At 54.4% G+C, this 18,269-nt stretch carries 15 protein-coding genes and 1 other RNA gene; 6 read left to right on the forward strand and 10 right to left on the reverse strand.

What is annotated here, in order from left to right; translation table 11 throughout:
* Window positions 1-644: 644 nt before the first annotated feature.
* The 5 genes from VGL38_08145 to VGL38_08165 form a co-directional block, all read right to left on the reverse strand.
* Window positions 645-941 carry a hypothetical protein gene (locus VGL38_08145; GenBank protein HEY3295395.1) on the reverse strand — a complete coding sequence of 99 codons (297 nt, stop codon included), beginning with the start codon at window positions 939-941 and terminating at the stop codon, window positions 645-647.
* Between the two features lie 5 nt (window positions 942-946).
* Window positions 947-1,603: a ThiF family adenylyltransferase gene (locus VGL38_08150; GenBank protein ID HEY3295396.1), complete on the reverse strand. Its 657-nt coding sequence runs from the start codon at window positions 1,601-1,603 to the stop codon at window positions 947-949.
* Window positions 1,603-2,328: a hypothetical protein gene (locus tag VGL38_08155; GenBank protein HEY3295397.1), complete on the reverse strand. Its 726-nt coding sequence runs from the start codon at window positions 2,326-2,328 to the stop codon at window positions 1,603-1,605. The genes VGL38_08150 and VGL38_08155 overlap by 1 nt, the downstream gene beginning before the upstream one ends.
* Entirely contained in the window at window positions 2,297-3,436 is a 1,140-nt protein-coding gene (locus VGL38_08160) for a hypothetical protein (GenBank protein HEY3295398.1), read from the reverse strand. Before VGL38_08160 ends, VGL38_08155 begins: the two co-directional genes overlap by 32 nt.
* Window positions 3,437-3,536: 100 nt before the next feature.
* Complete coding sequence (locus VGL38_08165; protein ID HEY3295399.1) at window positions 3,537-3,746, reverse strand: MoaD/ThiS family protein; 210 nt, start codon at window positions 3,744-3,746, stop codon at window positions 3,537-3,539.
* Between the two features lie 250 nt (window positions 3,747-3,996).
* Here VGL38_08165 and VGL38_08170 point away from each other — a divergent pair, with 250 nt between their 5' ends.
* From VGL38_08170 to VGL38_08195, 6 genes are all read left to right on the forward strand, one after another.
* Window positions 3,997-5,793, forward strand: a complete 1,797-nt coding sequence (locus VGL38_08170) for a sigma 54-interacting transcriptional regulator (GenBank protein HEY3295400.1) — start codon at window positions 3,997-3,999, stop codon at window positions 5,791-5,793.
* Window positions 5,794-6,117: 324 nt separating this feature from the next.
* Window positions 6,118-6,624, forward strand: coding sequence for a hypothetical protein (locus tag VGL38_08175; GenBank protein ID HEY3295401.1), 507 nt, complete (start codon window positions 6,118-6,120; stop codon window positions 6,622-6,624).
* Between the two features lie 153 nt (window positions 6,625-6,777).
* Window positions 6,778-7,236, forward strand: a complete 459-nt coding sequence (locus VGL38_08180) for a hypothetical protein (protein HEY3295402.1) — start codon at window positions 6,778-6,780, stop codon at window positions 7,234-7,236.
* A gap of 149 nt (window positions 7,237-7,385) precedes the next feature.
* A complete protein-coding gene (locus VGL38_08185) occupies window positions 7,386-8,210 on the forward strand; it encodes a hypothetical protein (GenBank protein HEY3295403.1) in 825 nt (274 codons plus the stop codon).
* 487 nt (window positions 8,211-8,697) lie between these two features.
* Window positions 8,698-8,958: a helix-turn-helix domain-containing protein gene (locus VGL38_08190; protein HEY3295404.1), complete on the forward strand. Its 261-nt coding sequence runs from the start codon at window positions 8,698-8,700 to the stop codon at window positions 8,956-8,958.
* 240 nt (window positions 8,959-9,198) lie between these two features.
* On the forward strand, window positions 9,199-10,188 hold the full coding sequence (locus VGL38_08195) for a site-specific integrase (protein HEY3295405.1): 990 nt from the start codon (window positions 9,199-9,201) through the stop codon (window positions 10,186-10,188).
* Between the two features lie 141 nt (window positions 10,189-10,329).
* Here VGL38_08195 and ssrA read toward each other — a convergent pair.
* The 5 genes from ssrA to VGL38_08220 form a co-directional block, all read right to left on the reverse strand.
* Window positions 10,330-10,689: a transfer-messenger RNA gene (gene ssrA / locus VGL38_08200) on the reverse strand.
* Between the two features lie 377 nt (window positions 10,690-11,066).
* Complete coding sequence (locus tag VGL38_08205) at window positions 11,067-14,066, reverse strand: FlgD immunoglobulin-like domain containing protein (GenBank protein HEY3295406.1); 3,000 nt, start codon at window positions 14,064-14,066, stop codon at window positions 11,067-11,069.
* Window positions 14,067-14,084: 18 nt separating this feature from the next.
* On the reverse strand, window positions 14,085-14,798 hold the full coding sequence (locus tag VGL38_08210; GenBank protein ID HEY3295407.1) for a hypothetical protein: 714 nt from the start codon (window positions 14,796-14,798) through the stop codon (window positions 14,085-14,087).
* 265 nt (window positions 14,799-15,063) lie between these two features.
* Window positions 15,064-16,761: a hypothetical protein gene (locus tag VGL38_08215; protein HEY3295408.1), complete on the reverse strand. Its 1,698-nt coding sequence runs from the start codon at window positions 16,759-16,761 to the stop codon at window positions 15,064-15,066.
* Between the two features lie 289 nt (window positions 16,762-17,050).
* Window positions 17,051-18,082, reverse strand: a complete 1,032-nt coding sequence (locus VGL38_08220) for a tetratricopeptide repeat protein (GenBank protein HEY3295409.1) — start codon at window positions 18,080-18,082, stop codon at window positions 17,051-17,053.
* Window positions 18,083-18,269 lie beyond the last annotated feature (187 nt).

The following is an 18,269-nucleotide window of genomic DNA, read 5'->3' on the forward strand; positions in this document are numbered from 1 at the left end:
TTCTCCCAAGAATTGTTCGTCTACCCTCTTATGCCAGACACATAGACAAAAAAGACCCCTGGCGTTCGTTTGGCTGACCTGTCTGTTCCTACGCAGACGAAGCTCGCACAACACAAAGCACCAGAGGCCTGAATCCCAACATGGGAAACAGGCCAGCCACGAAAAATATGTGTGTTGCGAGCGATAATGCCCGTCTGCGTAGGTACCCCCAAGATACGGAGAAAATGATGCGAAAGCAAGTATTATTGGTGGGTTAGAATAATTTCTTGATGACGTTCAGTTCTTGTCCATATTTTGTCCCCAGATCGGTCCAGATTGGCACTTCACTGGAGCTAAATATCTATTATATTTAAGAATAGGACCGCGACACAGCTTCCTTGACCCAGTGAAAAAGAACATTCAGGATCCCCGCCCAAAGACCCTTTCACGAGCCGATTTCACCCCGTTGAAATACCGCCGAATCATCGAGCGTCAAGAGCCAATAATGCCGCTCAAGACGAGTCTGACAGAGAACTTACAGCCCCACTAAGCTAAAAGAGCAGACGTTGCCGCCTACTCTCCTATGTCCAGGGTGATGTCAGAACCACCTCTTCAATATGCGCCTTGCGAACCTGTAGATCAGCGGACCGAGCTGCAGGACGCAATCAGTAGGAATTCTCATGTATCACCTCCTTCCCGATTCGCTTCTTATGACGTTGGCGAAGGAGTCTGTTTAGCCTCCGTTCGCTTTCGATAACCTTAACCTCGCCGGCATCTTCAATGGTCACGCGGATAATGCGGTGCACTTCGAGTTTTGGAGATCTTTCGCGAAGGCTTCGCTCGTCATATTCGACATCGCCCGCAAGTATCCGTTGGAGGCTATCTTCGATAGTGAGAGCCTCAACACGATACTGAACCTCGTACTCCCACCGCTCTACGGTTTCGACTTCGAATGTAGGCATAGGCATCACCCCATCATTGTGTATGTCGCCAAGTCAACAACGACTCGACCAGGAACCGCTTCGTCATTGACATAGCGCTTAACCATGTTGCAGATCACCGCAACGGCCATAAGTGGCGTGTAGCACACAGAACGCGCTGTACAAGGTTCGGAGAGTGAATCGCCATCGGTGTGCAGCGAATCCCAATAGCGGCTTCTTTCTTCGCGAACCTGCGGGTGAAGAGTGTAGACGATGAGAGTGTCGAGTCCCATGCGTGCATCCAAGTACAGTTTGACCGTCGGCTGACCGCGAACGGCACGAAAGATCGTATTTCGTGAAACCATCGAATCCACTGCCGAGATGACTACCTCGGTTAGTGGCTGATCGTCGTACCTAGCGGCAATTGCATTTGGCGTATGCCCACCGAACTGCTGCATTACCTCGGACAAGGCCGTGCACTTCAGCTTGCCAATGTCTTCGTCACGGTACATCTGATTCGACCAGTTGTGATCTTCCACTGAGTCTGGGTCATAGATCGTCAGGCCACAGGAGCCCATCTTCCCGAGATACACAGCGGAAGCACTTCCTATTGCACCGGCACCGATTAGGGTGATGCCGAGGCTGGTGAGACGGCTCATGTTGACCGCGTCTTGCTGGCGGAGGAACCGAAGATCGTTGTTCATTAGAAGGGCCTTTCTTCACGGTCAAGATCCTCCGGATAGTACCAATCGAGTTCTTCCTGCAGCTCTTCCATTGTCAGCGCTCCACGATCATGAGCAGCCCGTAGATCTTGAACATGATCCTGAGTATCACGAGCCAATTGCCGATGCCCGTTCACCCCGTGAGTATCTTCCAATACCTTGGCCTTGAACTCCGTCAGACATTGCTCGGCAAGCCCATCAATCAACGGGTAGTGAACATCCCAGACAATGTCCGTCAGATACAGATGACAGGGGTGGTATTGATCGAGTCGCATCATCGTATCGCGCTTGCGATTCACGACCAACGACAACAAATAGTCGCCATTTGCCAGTCCCGAAATACAGTCATCATCGGTCCCGCTCCAGAAGACCGACATGGATCCGTGACTATGCACCCAACATCTCAACTTGCGACTGTCAATACCCTTGTTCTCCAGATCGAGCATGAGTTGGGAGACCGCGACGACATCCATCGTCGTCTCGTCCGCGGAGCATTGCTGCTTCACCAAGAATAGATCCGTCACGAGAAGAGCGCTGACAGCACCCGAATCGGCATCTCTGATCTCCTCGACGGTACCGAGACAGGAGACTTCACCCTTGGCGATGTCAACCCAGTTCCAAAACTTCGCCATTGCGACAGCTTCCACCTGAACACGAATGCCCAATTGCACCGGCTCACGCCGCGACTTGTTCTGCCACTGATTCATGGCTTACCTCCTCAGTTTCTTCTTTGGGTCTGTTGGGGCAGTCTTCCTCATCGTGATCAACATACTCGTTACAATGATCGCACCACCAACATGAGTCGCACTCGCTTATCGTGTGACCATAGTCGTCACAATACGAGCAGTACGGTTCATCATCATCCTCGGGCTCTTCGTAATCAGGGTCCCAACGTTCGATCTTCTGATAGGGGTCACTGGAATTGTAGGAGCTCAGGAACTGATGCACTAACTGAAACAGACCGAAGAGATCGAGCTCACCTGCAAGACGACTCACGAGATGGCCGCAATTACCCCAACACACATTGCTTCGTTCATCAGTCACATGCGGGTGGACATACCCATTGATATTCGTTCCACCACCAATGAGTACTTTTCCCTGTCGAAGGTTAACCTCGACTTCGTAAGGGTCGAAGCGATAATCGTAGCCATCGTAGTTGATGATGATCTCATGCGTAATGCCAACCACGGATTCATCCTCGATCCTGAAACTCGCATACGTGCTCGGCACCAGCTTCATGAGATCGACGAATGAGTGGTTAGCACGATTACGAATCCATTCCGGCGACTTCTGAAACATCTCCAGCAGATGCCGATCCGTTTCCAACTTTCGGGAGAGTTGCATGACCTGCAAGGACAAGCGTTCAAGCTCGTAGCTATCTTCTCGGATGGATGCTTGGAGTTCACGCTTGCGATCAGACACACACCCAGCGATGCTCTCGATAAGGGCATCCTTCTGTTGATGACGGTACTGTCGGCAGATCTTCGGCAGATGCTGATCAATCAGCTTTCGAACAAATGACAGCGCAGACGGGTTCTTTGGCCAGATCAGCAGAACTAGCCATGCCTTACCGACCCGTGCCACGGGTACGTCGTCACAGGTAATCAGATCGCCCAGCAGGAACTTGGCAAAACCCGGCTCGTGAAGCACCTGCATGTCCGCAATCGTCTTCGAAGTTGAGCCGTTGCCAGGAAAGGCGACAGCTAGACCTTCACGACCCCAGGATTCTGCTTGCCAAGAATCGGTCAGGTCGGTAATGGGCACATGGTAATTCTGCGCATAGAAGCGCAATAGATCCTGAATCTGTTGAATCATAGATTGTTCCTCCGGAGGAAGAAGAGCCCCGGCAGATCACTCTACCGAGGCTCTCCTCATATCTGATAGCGGTGTAGGAAGGACCGCCAGCAGATCCTCCTTAGATGCCACCCTTCACCTGGGGCACTAGGGTGAGAACCGCCCCTTCCTGCAGCACATCACTGTCGAACGCCGGGCTGCCGTTCACATGCCGAGTATACGAACTGTCCTTGGGGAACCCGGCCTGGGAGATCGCCTGCTCTACCGTGGTGCCGTCCGAGATGTCTATCTCTTTGGCCGAACGTCCTAAACACAAAACCTTGCACTTCATGAGTCGCTCCTTGCGAGGGTTGATCAACTTTGCCGCCCAATTTCTATGGGGCGAACCTTGGTTCAACCTCTTATGCCAGAAAGCGAAATCCCTGTTCTAAGCCGGGCCAATCACAGGCAAGAACTGTAAATTGGAGCCCATGCGTCTAATTACATGACTTTGTCTCAAGGGCGATGTAAGTATTGAAAATCATCTGTGGAATTATTACATTTACATTAACAGATCATCACACTCATCAAGAGTACCTACCATGCGATTTCGGCAGGTCGAGACCGTAAAACGGACCACAAATGATTCTCTTCTGCCCGTCAAGGTTACTTACGAAGACACGACGCCAGTAGTCGAAGAAGACGAAGAAGAGGAAGTAGAATACTCTTCGGGAATCGTTGACCGGGCCAGGCAGGTGAAAGATGCCATCGCCGAGAGACTGTTTGGGTCATCCTACGATGACGAGGAAGAGGAGGACGATGAAGACGAGGGGGAAGAAGAATCGTGCTTCGATGTGCGCTTCTATGACAGAGCGTCTCCTGAACCAAAAAGTCGTAAGAAGAGTGATGATGAGGTCTTCTGCTTCGACGGATATGTGTTGACGCCGGGTCTGGCGCGGGCAATCAAGGCTGTGGCACCGCATGCCATCTTTAACGAGCCGATATTGATTGAAGGAGCGGAGGGAACCGGGAAAGATACGCTCGCTCATTCAATTCATCAATGTTCGGGTTTGTCCGGTCCCTTCATAACCGTAGATTGCGGAAGTTATCGTCCAGACATGTTTGAGGATGAATTGCACGGGACGCGAACTCGAGTCGGACTTATTGATCAGGCAGAGGGCGGAGTGCTCTACCTCAAAGACATCGATAAACTGACCGTGCCGATGCAGGAGATCCTGCTCGCGGAACTTGAATCCCTGTTGGTTTCCGATGACGAGGAAGAGGAAGTGGACGACGAGGACGAAGAATCTGAAGAAGAAGCTCAGGATGAGAGCGAGGAAGAACCAACGACTCAACTGATTGCTTGTTGCAGTCCGAGGATCAAAACACTATTGTCCAGAAGAAGATTCAGCCAAGAACTGTATACGAGTCTCAAGGTTGGCTATGCCGCGCTTCCTTCACTCCTGGACCACCCCAACGCAATCTTACCTCTGTTGAAGCTCTTTGTTAATGCCGCAGAATCGAAACGATCTGGGACGACGAAGACGAGGAAGGCGCCCACTGCCATAGACCAATACTCTTATGCGAAGGACGTCAGGGCGACCTTGACTCGCTTGAAGTGGCCGGGCAATTACGATGACTTGATCCGATGCGCCGAACGAGTAAGACAGGAGGTTACCGAGAAGCCGGGCCCGATCACCGGAGCCATGATAAAGCGGTGCCTCACCGGGCCGACAAAGTCACAAGCGAAGAAGGGAACTCGGGCCGTCGAAAGGTCCACCGCGAGCCCTACGCCTTCTTCAACTGCAAAGCCCGGCCTCGTTGGCCACTCTGAAGCTCAAGTCTCGGAATCGCCCACAAGCATTGGTAAGAAACCGCCTATAAACCAGCTCATTAAGACCTCTCATCCGATGATTGTAATCGTGCCGGACAAGCAGCTTGGCCCTGTGAGCGGCGTCAGCATGTCTCGCGCCTGGACACAGCAGCACGAGACTGAGTATCAACAACTGAGGTTAGACGACCGAGAGTGGGAAAATACCGTTCGGGCTGTCGAGCAGGCAGCGCGGGCTCTGTGCAACTCCATGTTTAGCGGAAAGTCTGGGGTCTTGAAGCGGGCACTCAAAGACAATTGGAAAGGTGAGTTCAAACGCGTTTTGATTGCACGATGGGTCATCTTAGCCATGGAGAAGCATGAGTGTGACCAGGCGACGAGGCTGCACAGGTTAGGATGGCTTGAAGAACCTAAACCGGGAAAAGACTACCAGAAGAAGTGTGAAAGCTACCGGCAGTATTGCTACCAGCTCGGATTCGTTCAACCGAAACAAGGAAACGTGCTCGAGAGAAGCTTCGTATGGCCAGAAGAACAGGCCTGGCTGGACGACTATATACCACCGCGCTAACCACTAATTTCACCATCGAATGCCTATGTGCTCGGGTAACCCCCGGGCATTTTTTTTGTTCGGTTTCTAACCGGTTATCTAACGAATAAGGCCGTTAGCTAACAAGTAATTTCGTGACAAAATTGAATTTAACACGTATCATAGGGTGAACGTTCGACAGGAATACGGCGTTGGCCACGCATCAAGAATACGGCCACCGGTAACAACTAGCTAATCACGAATTCGACCTGGCCAGGTCGTGTCAGCCAACCGCTCGATGCGGAGGGATGAGCACGGCCTATTCGTGTTTGTGCCCTTTTGCATCCGCAGAAAGGTCACAGACTCATGGCCAGCGCGAACACGCAGGTAGGATTACTCAAGGAGTGTACTGCCCGTCCGAAGCATGCCAAGAAGGTGAAGTACCCACGGGTCGGTCGCCGAACCTTGAATCACGTCAGGATGGGATTCAGCATCGCGGGGCTGGACAGAGAAGTCACCCGCTCGGATATCGATGACCAAATCGAATTATCAGACACTCCGGTATCGAATCCACACCGGAACGAGGATGTTCTGATTTCCCTGCTGGACGGGGAGCAACCGGAAGACGATAAGTACTTCGATTTGCTGGAGCGCCGTCTGGAGTTCCTGCGATGGGCCATCAGCGAGCTCACAGAGCGGCAGGCCATAGCCCTCGGATACATGTTGCAGGGTGCATCCGAGTATGAGGGGGCGGAAGCGATGAATGTCAAGCAACCTACGTTCCACGAGACACTTTACGGCAAGGATGGCAAGGGGGGCGTAATCAAGAAGTTGCGAAAGCTGGTGGCGAAATACCCTATCACTCTTTCTTGATGTGATGGGGTTGCAGAACGCTCTTTGAAATATCCAAATATCCGACCGGGACGGATTCCCGGATCTGCTTCTGGAAGTGTGAACGTCTCACCATCAGCCCATCGATGGTGTACCGGAAGGTCAACCGATTTGACTATCAGAAAGAAGGTTGATATGGATACCAACCAGATCATCCCTTTGCGCAGGGCGCTCGAGGAGTTCGGCATCCGCGACTTCGAGACCATGCGGAAAGCCGCCAAGAAGTTTGGTGCGCTCATCACCGTGGCCGGCATCGAGTACATCGATAAGGCACGGTTCGAGAGTGGACTCCAGACCGAACTTCAGGCGAAGGTCGATCAAGCGGCTCGCCGTGGTAGCGTCAAGGCTACCAGCGGTCGTCAACTGGGCTTGCTCAAGGCCCGGATCGAACTCGCCCCGTCGCGGATTGCGGCCAAGGAAGGTGCAATTGTCGCGGCACGTAAAAAGGTTGAAGAAGCTCAGAACAAGTACGAGAAGACTCGTGCGAAGAAAGCCCTGACGGAGTTGGAAGCAGGCTTGAAACGTCTGCAGGACAACCTCGCCAAAGACCAGGCTGAGCTGGATCGCCTGCTGAACGAAGGATCTGCGGAGTAATCCTCGGATCAAGTGGGACCCAGACGCCGTGTGGGTGGCTTTGTTATATTCACCATCGCCGGCGTCTGAGGTACCTCTTATCACTACGAGTGAACTTCCAGAAGATCACCATGAGGATATCTACACAGCCGCGCGGGCGTCCCCGAAAGATGTCCATTGATCGCTTCAATGTCGCAACGGATCTAACCGAAGGGAAGAAGTTCATCCGATTCAAACGCCACCTGGCGCTGACGGAGCAGGATGCATTCACGATCCTGGTGCGCTTCTTCAATTTCGTGGCGATCAACTATGCCTTTCAACCCAGAATAGATCCTGACGACGCTGATATTCTTGCAGAGTTTTGCTGGTTCGAGAGAACTGCTGCCGACTTGATAGCTGGCCTCCAGGCTGCAGGATTCGTGAATGCGGATCTGACAATCCACGATTGGTTCACGCATCAGCCATTAGCTGAGAAGATTGTCTTTGAGCGGGAGATGTACGCTTCTCGGAGTTCTTCCGCCGACTTATCGCACGAAAAGTGCCCTGCAAAGACATTTTCAACTTCGAAAATTGACACAAAGGTAACTAAAGAAGATAATTCAAATACCATTCCCCCTTCCCCCCTTCCACAATCGAATGGCGAATGGGCTTTAGTATCTGAGTCTCAAGACCCGAAGAAGCGTGTCGCAAGCGCCGAGCGGATTCGCGGTCCATGCACCATTGGAGAGTTGATTCCTTCTCTTGCAGTCGATACTGTCATTCAGACGCGCAAGGTTTCGGAAGCCGATCTTCTTTGCCAGGACTTTTGCACGGAGCACGGTTACCGTGATCAGCAGACCCGTGAGGCTCTTCGATTTCAGATTCAGAAATTCGGCGCACTGCACGGTCTGGAGGGAGTGCGATTCATGATCGCTGACATTAACGACGACAAGAATGTCCGCGAGCCGATTAAGGTCCTGTTTGCAAAGCTTCGCGGTGCCCTCCAGGCAAATTGACTTCGGGGCTTCGCGACACGGAGTCTGCGAGACCGCCAGAGAAGTCCGTTAAGGAACGAAGAAACCAACATTTTGCGGAGCAAACAAAAATGCATTGTGATTTGCTATTGCCCTGTCACGTGCGAAGCCCACCTGATACGCCGCTTTGAACGCAAGATCGAAAGATGCGCGAAGAATAGCCAAATACACCTGCGTCCAAACGGCTAAACGCAGGCTTATGTTAGCCGACAAATAAGGGTTCACAAATGTCCGACGGAAAGAAATGTCATTCCGGCACCGACGGCACCGCAGCACTGGATCGAATCTGCAACGGTGGCCGTGACGATGATGACGAGTAACCAGGCTCCTCGCCTGGCGGTTGATTTCGTCCCCAGCGTGCTGAAAGGTGAGCCGGGTTACCACGTTGCCCCCACGATGAAACGCTGAATAGGGTATAAGGGAATGAAGATGATCTTTGACCTATCAGTGTACGCGCAAAGGAGACAAGTTGAGACCATTAATTGACACGAAGCAGGTTGCGGAGCTGCTCGGGTGTTCCGAGACCAAGGTTCGCATCATGTCATCCGAAGGAAGAATTCCGCGCCTCAAGATTGGCGGATCAGTCCGGTATGATCCCGACAAATTGGAAGAATGGCTCGCGAAGAACGCTGAAGATCCCAAACTCAGCCCCAGCGAGAAGAAACCTAAGCCGGGTCTCCAGATGAGCCGTCGCAACGCGAAGCGGGCTGTGAACTTCACGCTTGACTAAATGAAAAGCCCCGCTCGATTCTGACGGGGCTTTGCTACGGAGGGCGGCCTGCACGCCACACCCATACGAGGTTAGTGACAAACAAAATATCGGATTACTACAATGGCAAGAATCTACAAACGCGCAAGCGATTCATCCTCGAAGAAGGGGAAGGAAGGAGGGGTTTGGTGGATCTCTTACACCCAGAACGGCGAGCAGATTAAGAGATCCCTGGGTGTTAAAGACAAAAGGACTGCGGAAATGATGAAAGCGGAGATCGAGCGCAACATCGAGTTGGGTAAGGTGGGGCTCCCCCAAAGTTACGTGGACGTGTATGAGCTCTTCGAAGAATTCAAACGTTCGGTGATCTCCAAGAAGACATCAAAATGGGCACAGCGTATCTTCCAGCTGCTAAAGCCGTTTCTGCTCTATGTTCAGGAGCAGAAGCAGATGAATATGGCCCGCATTACTGTGACTGATGTCGAGGATCACATGGCCAATCGCGAGAAGCAGATTTCCGACAAAACCTGGAACGAAGAAGTGCGGACCATCAGCCGGTTCTTTCAGTTTGCCGTGGACAGGGAATACCTGGCCCGCAATCCTTGCCGAAAGATCCCCTTGAAACGCGTCGTTCGACATTCTGTAGAGATCTTCACGCCCGAGGAATTGGCGCTCATTTTCAAGTACGCGCATCAGGAGGTCGTGCCCTATTACAAAATCCTGCTTTACACTGGCCTGCGTGACGGCGAAGCTCGCCACCTCCAGTGGACCGACATTGATTTGACACCCGAGCAGGAGCATGTCAAGGTGCGCAACACGAAAGTGCATTTGACGAAGACGCGCCGGGATCGGGTGGTACCTTTGTGTGCTGAAGCCATCGAAATCTTGGCACGACTTAGGGCGAGGCAGGCGAAGAGTTCACCGTTCGTGTTTCCTGGCCGCAAGGGGGGGCCGATGGGCCACAACCGCAACACATGGATTGCCTGCCTGAATCGAATCGAGAAGGCCACCGGGACCAAGATTGACAAGGGGTTTCACACGACGGGATTGCACGTGTTCCGCCACACGTTTGCAACCATGGCTCTCGCGTCGGGCGTGGACATTCGAACGGTTCAAACATGGCTCGGCCACACGACCATTTTGATGACTCAGAGGTACACAAACCTGCTCCCGAGCCAGCAGCAGGTCCAGATTCACAAGCTGAACATCCAAATTGGATCGCCGCCGAAGAAGCGGGGGCAGCCCGAGTGATTGGGTTCGGCTGTCAGATCTGTACAAGCGGATTCAGAGCTGTCCAACGGTGTTTAGGACAAAATTAGGACAATCCCCCATCATCCACCTGACCATACCACTAACAAGCCCCTGACAACATTGAAGTTATCAGGGGCTCTTTAGTGGAGACGGCGGGAATCGAACCCGCGTCCGAGAAACCGACCACACAAGGTACCACAGGCATCTTCGTTTGATGGATCTTGCTCTCAGCGCGTTCAAACGACAAAACTCTTGAGAGCCAGCCGCATCAGGTCTCGCGGGCTGCACACGGCAGACAGCCCACCAGCGGAACAGGGTTGGTGCTCGGGCCGGCAGCGGTTCCGCGCACCGCCGGGGAGCATGGCTAGCTAACTATGAGTTAGGCAGCCAGGGCATAACTGTTATTGGCAGTTATAGATTTGGAACAAGATTTACGAGGATATCCCAGCCTCGGCCTGCACCCCATGCCATCCTGAATCCCGTCGAAACCTGGTCGTCCCCGAATTTTGGCAGTTTGATCCCGGGGCCGCTTCGCGGAGCGAATGAGCGAGGGTATCTGTTCAGTGGAAGTTCAATCTACAAACGATTTGCGAGATTTCAAAGTTCCTTTGGGCAGCGAAAAATATTTTTTACCAAACGAACTGCTTAACCTGAAGAAAATGCTGAAATACTGAAACACTGAAAGGCTGAAAAAGGGCCGAAAACCGTGCTTGGACTGCCTGAATAGGACGATTTTTCGATTGGCCGGGAGTTGCACGGGGAGAGCCTTTGTCACGGACCAAATATACGAAATTTTGAACAAAAAAGCAAGTGAAAAACAGAAAACAGGCGTTCCGAAGGGCCGGAACGCCTGTTTTTGGGGCTAAATTCAGCGCGGGTCAGCGCATCAGGAGCATTTTCTTGGCATCGGTAAAGGCACCGGCGCGAAGCTGGTAGATGTACAGACCAGAGGCGACGACCGAACCGGAGGAACTGGTGCCATCCCAGAGCAGCGTGTAGCTGCCCGCCGGTCTGACCTGATCCGCGAGCGTGGTGACGAGCTGGCCGAGCGAGTTGTAGATTTTCAGTTCGACGCGCACGGCTTCGGGAAGATCAAAACGGATTTCGGTTTGCGGGTTGAAGGGATTGGGGTAGTTCTGGTAGAGTTTGTAACTGGTCGGCAGTGTGGACATCGGCTTTTCGGAGTGACCGCGCGTACCGAACTGGCGGAGCAGATCCCCTTCGAGCATCAGACCTTGAGCCACTGAGCGGACCTGTAAGTTCGTCGGGATAACCGGACGGCGTGCGCCGTCAAGGCCGCTGCCGGACTCTTCGCCGGGGGCAAGCATCTGGATGCCAACCAGATCAATGGCGACCAGTAGCGAATCCTGAAAGGTCAGACCGCTGTTCAGAAGATCCGTGCAGAGGGTCATGGCCGTGTTGTACTGTTCACGGTCGGTGTGATAGGCGGCAAGCAGACGGTGGCCGTAGACCCGCGCGGTGTAGGCACTGCTGTCCATCGCAAGAGTGCTGTCCAGCAGAGCGGGGATCCATGCGTCGCCGGATGCACCGTCGAGGTGCCGCTGTGTGGTGATCACGTGGGTCAATGACTGCCAGCGCAGACGATTGTCGGCGGTGGCGGAAGCCACGGTGTGGAAGTCCCGCTGGGCATCGCTGTAGTTTTCGGAGAGTTCGGCGGTCATGGCGGTATTGAACAGGGCCAGATCGCTTTCCAGATCATCGAGGCTGCGACCCGAGCGGACTATGCTCTGCCCCGTCCCGTCACGTCCGATCATCATGCCCTGGCCATTGCCGCAGAGGCCCCACGGATTGGTGCGGGTGGTATCCACGGCGAAATAGCTCATGGACGGGGAAAAGTCAGTGGACACGAGCTTGTGGTCCCAGTGCTGGTTCTGAGCCGGGTAACGCGGCGGCTGCACTGCGCCGTCCCACGCCAGATAGTAGCCGCCGCTCTTACGCTGATACCAGTCGTTCTTGCCGCCGGGTCCACCACTGGAGTTGACGTTGTCGATGATCGGCATGACCTTGTCATTGTAGAAGTAGAGCAGAGTGTTGGCCGAATCGCTGATGACGTTGCTGACGCCGGTGGTGAGGCCTTCCCAGCCGAAAGTGGGTCCGGTGCCCTTCAGCGCAAACAGCGGCGGGACCGCACCGTTGGACGAAGCCAGATTCTTGAACAGGCAGCACTGGAAGTTGGGAGTACAGCCCGTTCCGGCGAACAGCACACCGTGGCCTTGGGAGCGCCCCTCGAAGACGCAGCTTGCGAAGGTGCCCGTCACCTGCTTCAGATAGGCGTTAGAGGTGTCACAACCCTGAATCGTGTCACCGATGAATTCGGCGATGCAGTCGTAGAGGTAGAGGCCGCGGCCTTTGGGGGTGGTGTGGATGCGGGAGTTCAGGACAGTCATTTTGCGTTCGGACTTGCCAAGGATGCGCAGCGCGTCGGAGCCGTACAGCAGTTTGCTGCCGTCGAGGTCACAATGGTTCAGAACCAAGGGGACGCTGCCGGTCAGTTCGGGTTGGTCGGCGAAGAGACAGAAGGAATCGGCGTCGGTAACGGTGCTGTAACTCAGGGAGATCGAGCCGCCGGAAACCTTCAGGCCGGTCCAGCTCTCACCGCTATGGGCGGCGTGGAAGAGCACCCGGCCCAAGCCGCTGCCATTGACGACCAGCCGTCCCCCCTGATCTACTACCAGCCCCGCCCCTTTCTCAAAACGCACTTCCACACCGGAATCGATGGTGAGGGTGGTGCCGGTCTGTACATGCCACGTGTTGCCAATGAACACGGGGGACATGCTGAGGGTCCAATGGTCCGTAGGATAGGGTGTTGGGTTGTCGAGTGTTGTTCCGCTGACCGTGTACGAGGCCAGCGTCCAGCCACCGCTTGCACTGTCGATCAATGCCATGACCAAACGGCCGCCGACTGACCAGATTTGGATGGGAGTGGCCTGCTGGACCAGGCTGGTCTGGACAAGACGAGTTGAATTTCCCAGCGAATCGTTGCCACTCCAGAAGAAGAACTTTTTGCTGAAACGGTCGAAGGAGACCACGCCGACACCGGGGAAGCACGCGGGTTGCCGGAAGCCGGAGACCAACGAATCGGCGGTCACGTGCCACGCCTGAGAGACGAGATGGAATCCGGTGTCGGATTCGGTGGCGGTGAAGCAGTCCACACGGGAGAGGCTGGCATCGCTGACATAGAAGCGAGCCAAATCCTTGTCATCGACATAGCCGGAGATGTCACTCGGGGTGCTGTAGCCGTTGGTGAACAGGCCCCAGCGTCCGTAAACGGATAGCAGCGCACCCTGATCGGTGAGGCGGAAGATGCGCTTGGCTTCATTATCGGTAACGAAGAACTGATTGAACGCCCAGTAGATTCCTGCCGGTCGGGTGATGGCCGGGTTAGTCAGAGTGCGGTCAATAATAAACTCGCCGTTGAAGCGGTCGAAGCGGTAGATGCCAATGGTGGCTCCGGTCTGGAAAGCAACGGCGAGGCGGTCGTTGTCGGGATCGAAGTAGGTCCCTTGCTGCATGAGGCACATGGCCACGGCATCGCCGCAGCCGGACGGGGCGGCGCCTGCGCGAATCAGGCCGCTGAAAGGCAGGCCGCCCTGCTGATCAATGTGGAAGGTCGTAAAGTGCGGGGCATCGCCTTCAAGAATCACGGCCCGATAGTCAGTGGCGGAGAGCTTCAGCAGGTCGAAATCAGTGGGGAAGCTCAGGCCAAGATGGCTCGTATCGGTGACCTCGAGGGCCCAGCTGGTGGACAGTGTTTTGACGTTAGGGATGGCAAAGAAGTTGCCTTCCGGGACGAGGAAGGACTGCGCCGAGGCGGCCAGAGCCAAGCCCAGCAGCGCAATCAGGACATATTTGAACATGAGAGGTTATCCTGTGGATTAGTGTTGCTGCTGTTCATACTCGGCCTTCAGCCGCAGTATGTTGTGACGGACACTATCGTAGTGCGCACGGGATTCGGTGGTGACGGGCACCACTTCTTCGCCGCCCCAGAAACCGATGTTTCCATAGCGCTCGAACTGGATATCTATATAGCGAAGAACATCGTCGTGCCGGTGCAATCGACTGGCGAACTCGATGGCGAAGCGAAGGGCTACACGATCTGACCAGCCGGTCTTGAGAAGCGAGTCCGTGATGGCGATGGTGCGAGCGTAGTCGCGCGAGTAACCTGAGGCCACAATGTTGCCCAAGTTCACCAGTGCCGAGTCCCGTTTCGAGCACGGTGCCGAGATGGGAAAACAGCGGATTTCCGTAGAAAGGTTGCCGTAACGCGGATTATCATAGCGGGCACGGACACAGAGATATTTGCCCGCCCATCCCGGCGATAGGTCAAGGTTGAACCAGAAGCGCGGCAGAATGTCTGACTTATTTGTGTCCTGCACACCTTGGGTCCGCCAGAGGCTGTCCATTTGAGCTTGATGGAGTTCGACGAAGTATCGCAGGCCAAGCTGCCTCAACACACCGGCGGATGGGCGAAAATCAGCGGTATCCGGGGTGTTGGAGATGCACACCTCGAGCGTCAACGCTTCTGGCCAGGACCAGTCCCGGACTCCTTCGTAGGATAAGGAGATGGGCTCGGGGGAATCAACGTTCACGACAAGTGTTCCCGTCATACCAACAAGAAACGCGTCTTGGCGTTGCGGCTCGCCCATACACTCGCTGCCACCATACAAACCATGGTTTACTTTCAGCGCGAAATGTTCAGTCGCAGACACGGGGTGAAGAATCAGAAGTGACACAAGAATACAAGCAAGAAAGAGTCCCAACAAGTTGCGAGGTCCATATGTTTTGCAGACATGTCTTTGTTTCATAGTAAACTCCACTCGGAGGTTAAGGCAAGTGACTTATTCATGAGCTGTTTCATGGGCGTAAGCCCGGTTCGCCAGCCAGGCCTCCGCAGAGGAAGCTGATGCTAGTGCCATAGAAATGGAATGAATTCCAGTTATCACCTGACTGGTCACCCGAGGGTACTACAATGTAACTACCTTGGCGCATAGCGCAGTCCGGCTGCCCGGCAGTTTCTATGTCGTTGAGTCCGAGTGCATGCCCCATCTCATGGACCCAGTCCCGGTCAACAAATTCGTCTCGATAGGTTTCCCAACGCGAAAGCGGCATGTAATAGCCATTGTTGCTGTTTGCATAGAAGTCCATCAAAGCATCGATGGCTAATCTGTAGACCACGAGCGAATCCGTGTTTCCGCAGCCTCGGCCAGGAAGCCAACCTATCCAGCGTCCAGTAACCTTCTCGTCCGGCGGCGGCACAAGACCTTCGGTATTAAGTAAGTAGGCCCGGGGTATGTATCCCTGATGCCACTTGTGGTAGTTTTCTTGATAAAAATTGTTCGGGTTCGTGAAATTTGGAGGATCACACATCCAGTTGTGGACAAGCAAGTTTTCCCCCACGCGGTCATTCACATCAATCCAATCGTAAGGGTGGTTTTCTGGCCACTGCGCACCAGGCAAAAGGTTGGAAGCGAGGCTCCAGGTACCCCAAAAAAGTCCATCATGGTTCAACATATAAGAGATTTGTTGCTGACACGGGTATCCTGACTTGATGTTGAAGTCCCTCGCATCCGTACTCGTACGCACGTGGCAGTCGGGCGCTGTACAGGCGGTTTGGGTCATGAAGCCCCGGTATTCTTCGAAGGCGGTGAGCCCGTCGCCGTCGTCATCGGTGTTTCTTGTAAAGCGGCTGTAGTTTGGCGGAATCTGCACACCATCACAGACTTTCCAATCCGCAGTATTCAGGGCACGAAAATCGCCGATGGCACCGAAGTCCTGAATCCGCAGCAAAAATCGCATGGGATTCTGCGGATCCATGGGGGCTTGCCAATAGTAATGGCTTTGGCCGTCCGCCCCGAAGGTGGGGCCTTGCATGGTGCAGCCGTTGACCCCCGACACGGGGGCAATATCGCTGACGTCGTCTGTCCGGAGGATATCGGGGAGGAGCGGCGCATTCATCGCCATGCCCTCGTAGGTGGAAGACTTCAGTTCCACCAGGACTTCCATAGGCATGTTGACGCTGACTTCAAAGCAGAGGTAATCCCCATAGGTAGGCAGCCAATTGGCATTAAACTTATCGGGAGGCACCTGGTCTTTGCAGGGCCGGACCTTGATGACAGGTTTCTGTTCGGCGCGGCCCCCCATGCTGCCGAATTGTTGTGCGGCGCAGTCCTCGTCCATAGTGACACAGCAATGAACAATATTCTGGCATTCCCAGTAATCCGTGCCCGTGCCGCCGGACGAACATACCGTCCAGTGGGTTCCCGCCTGCGGCTGGGATGAGCAGTAGAGGTCTACGCAGTCCAGGAACGGAGCCGAGGTAATCGCGCAAGCGCCGTCGTTACAATTGTCCGCGCATGGCTGTCCCGGATAGGCAGCGCAGGTCCACTTGTCGCCGTTACTCACGGTGAAGCGGTACTCCTGAGCCCCCGGGACATTCGGGCTGGGAACGCTCCCATGCGGTACAATGTGTGAAGTTGAATAGACGGCCAGCGGCAAGCCGGTGACGACCAGCAGGCCGATGAGCAGTCTTCGCCAGAAAGAAAAAACACGCATGTAAACCCTCCTTAAAAGTACTGTGGTTGGATGTAGAATGCAACGAGCCGGAGATATGGATCGTTAGCAAACAACATAACATTCTGTCAAGTTGTTTTCAATGGGTCTTTCTTGCCCAACCTGTTTCTAAGTTCAATAATCTTCACGACCTCCTGTTTGACCTTGAAGTTGTGAAGGCATAGGCAAAAATGTGGCGTGATATATACGGAAAAACAGAAATCCCGCAGGGGATGTGCGGGATATATAACACTATTATTTTCGTAACTATTGGAGTATTCAGAAGATGAGTTTAGGGCTCGATGCGGTTGGAGGTGCCGCAGGCGGGGCAGCGGACGAGGGTGGGTTTGGAGGGGCGGACGGCATCGGGCCAGGCGTGGCTGCAATGGCCACATTCGACCTCGACGACGTAGTTGTCAGTCTCCCCGCTTTGGGCGGCGGCAAGAGACACGGGATGGGGTGTGCCGATGATACGGCCCGTGGTTTTGGCCAAGCGCGGATGCACCTGAAAGGGCAGCAGCTTGTCCAGATGCAGACCGGCGTCATTTAGACTCCACGTGCCTTCACGCGGGGTGATGACCCGCACCTCATAGCCGGGACGGCGCAGGCGGCGGACTTTCAGGAATTCGCGGGCAATGCGGGAATCGGGGGCTTCGAGCACTTCGATCCAGCGGCCATCCACCGATTTCTTCTCGAGAAAATTAATGGTGGCGGAAGGGCCGAGCTTGTCCAGCGCATCACAGAAGCTTAAGCATTCATCGAGTTCATGGGCCAGGTCGGCATCGAGAGTTTCCAGAATATCCAGCTCCGTGCGCGCGCGGGCCATCTGCGAGCGTCCAGCGGTCAGACAGCCGAGAAAGAAATGCGTGCGGGCATCGGTGGGGTCCAAGGCAATGACGCGCTCATAAGCGGCCTGCGCATCATCGAGCCGTCCCAGCTCCTCACAAACCACGCCGAAGTAGAAATGTCCGCCGGGGAAAAGCGGTTCACGGCCTGTGATGAAGGTCAGATGTTCGAGGGCTTCTTCCCATTCCTGCAGCCGAAAATAGGTGACCCCCAGCCAGTAGCGCGCGGCCCAATGCGCGGGAAAGAGATCCACCGCGCGGGCTAAAGCAAGCGCGGCCTCATCGCACTGATCCAGATCCAAACAGGTGCGGCCAAGCTGGTAACAGTACTCGGCACAGTCGGGCTCGAGTTCGGCGGCCATGCGGAAAATGGGCAACGCTTCCGCCGCCTTGCCGGCATCCCGCAGCGCGGCAGCGCGAGAGACCAGCTCGGTGATGGCATCGGCCACCGGTGGGGCAGTAGTAAGATTCGTAGACATGAAACCATCAGAAAAAACAGAGGAAAACGCGACCTTCTATTTTAATCGCTTTTGGTGTGCAGCGCAAAGCTTTTTCGCGGGATCGAGAAATTATTCGAAACGTTTAGCTGCTGTTTCTTTGATAGTTGTCCGAGATGTTGGATTTTGACCACTGTTGCCTCTCGGCAGGGCTAAGCCCTGCACCTGT

The sequence above is a fragment of the bacterium genome (assembly GCA_036504735.1).
Lineage (GTDB): Bacteria > Electryoneota > RPQS01 > RPQS01 > RPQS01 > DASXUQ01.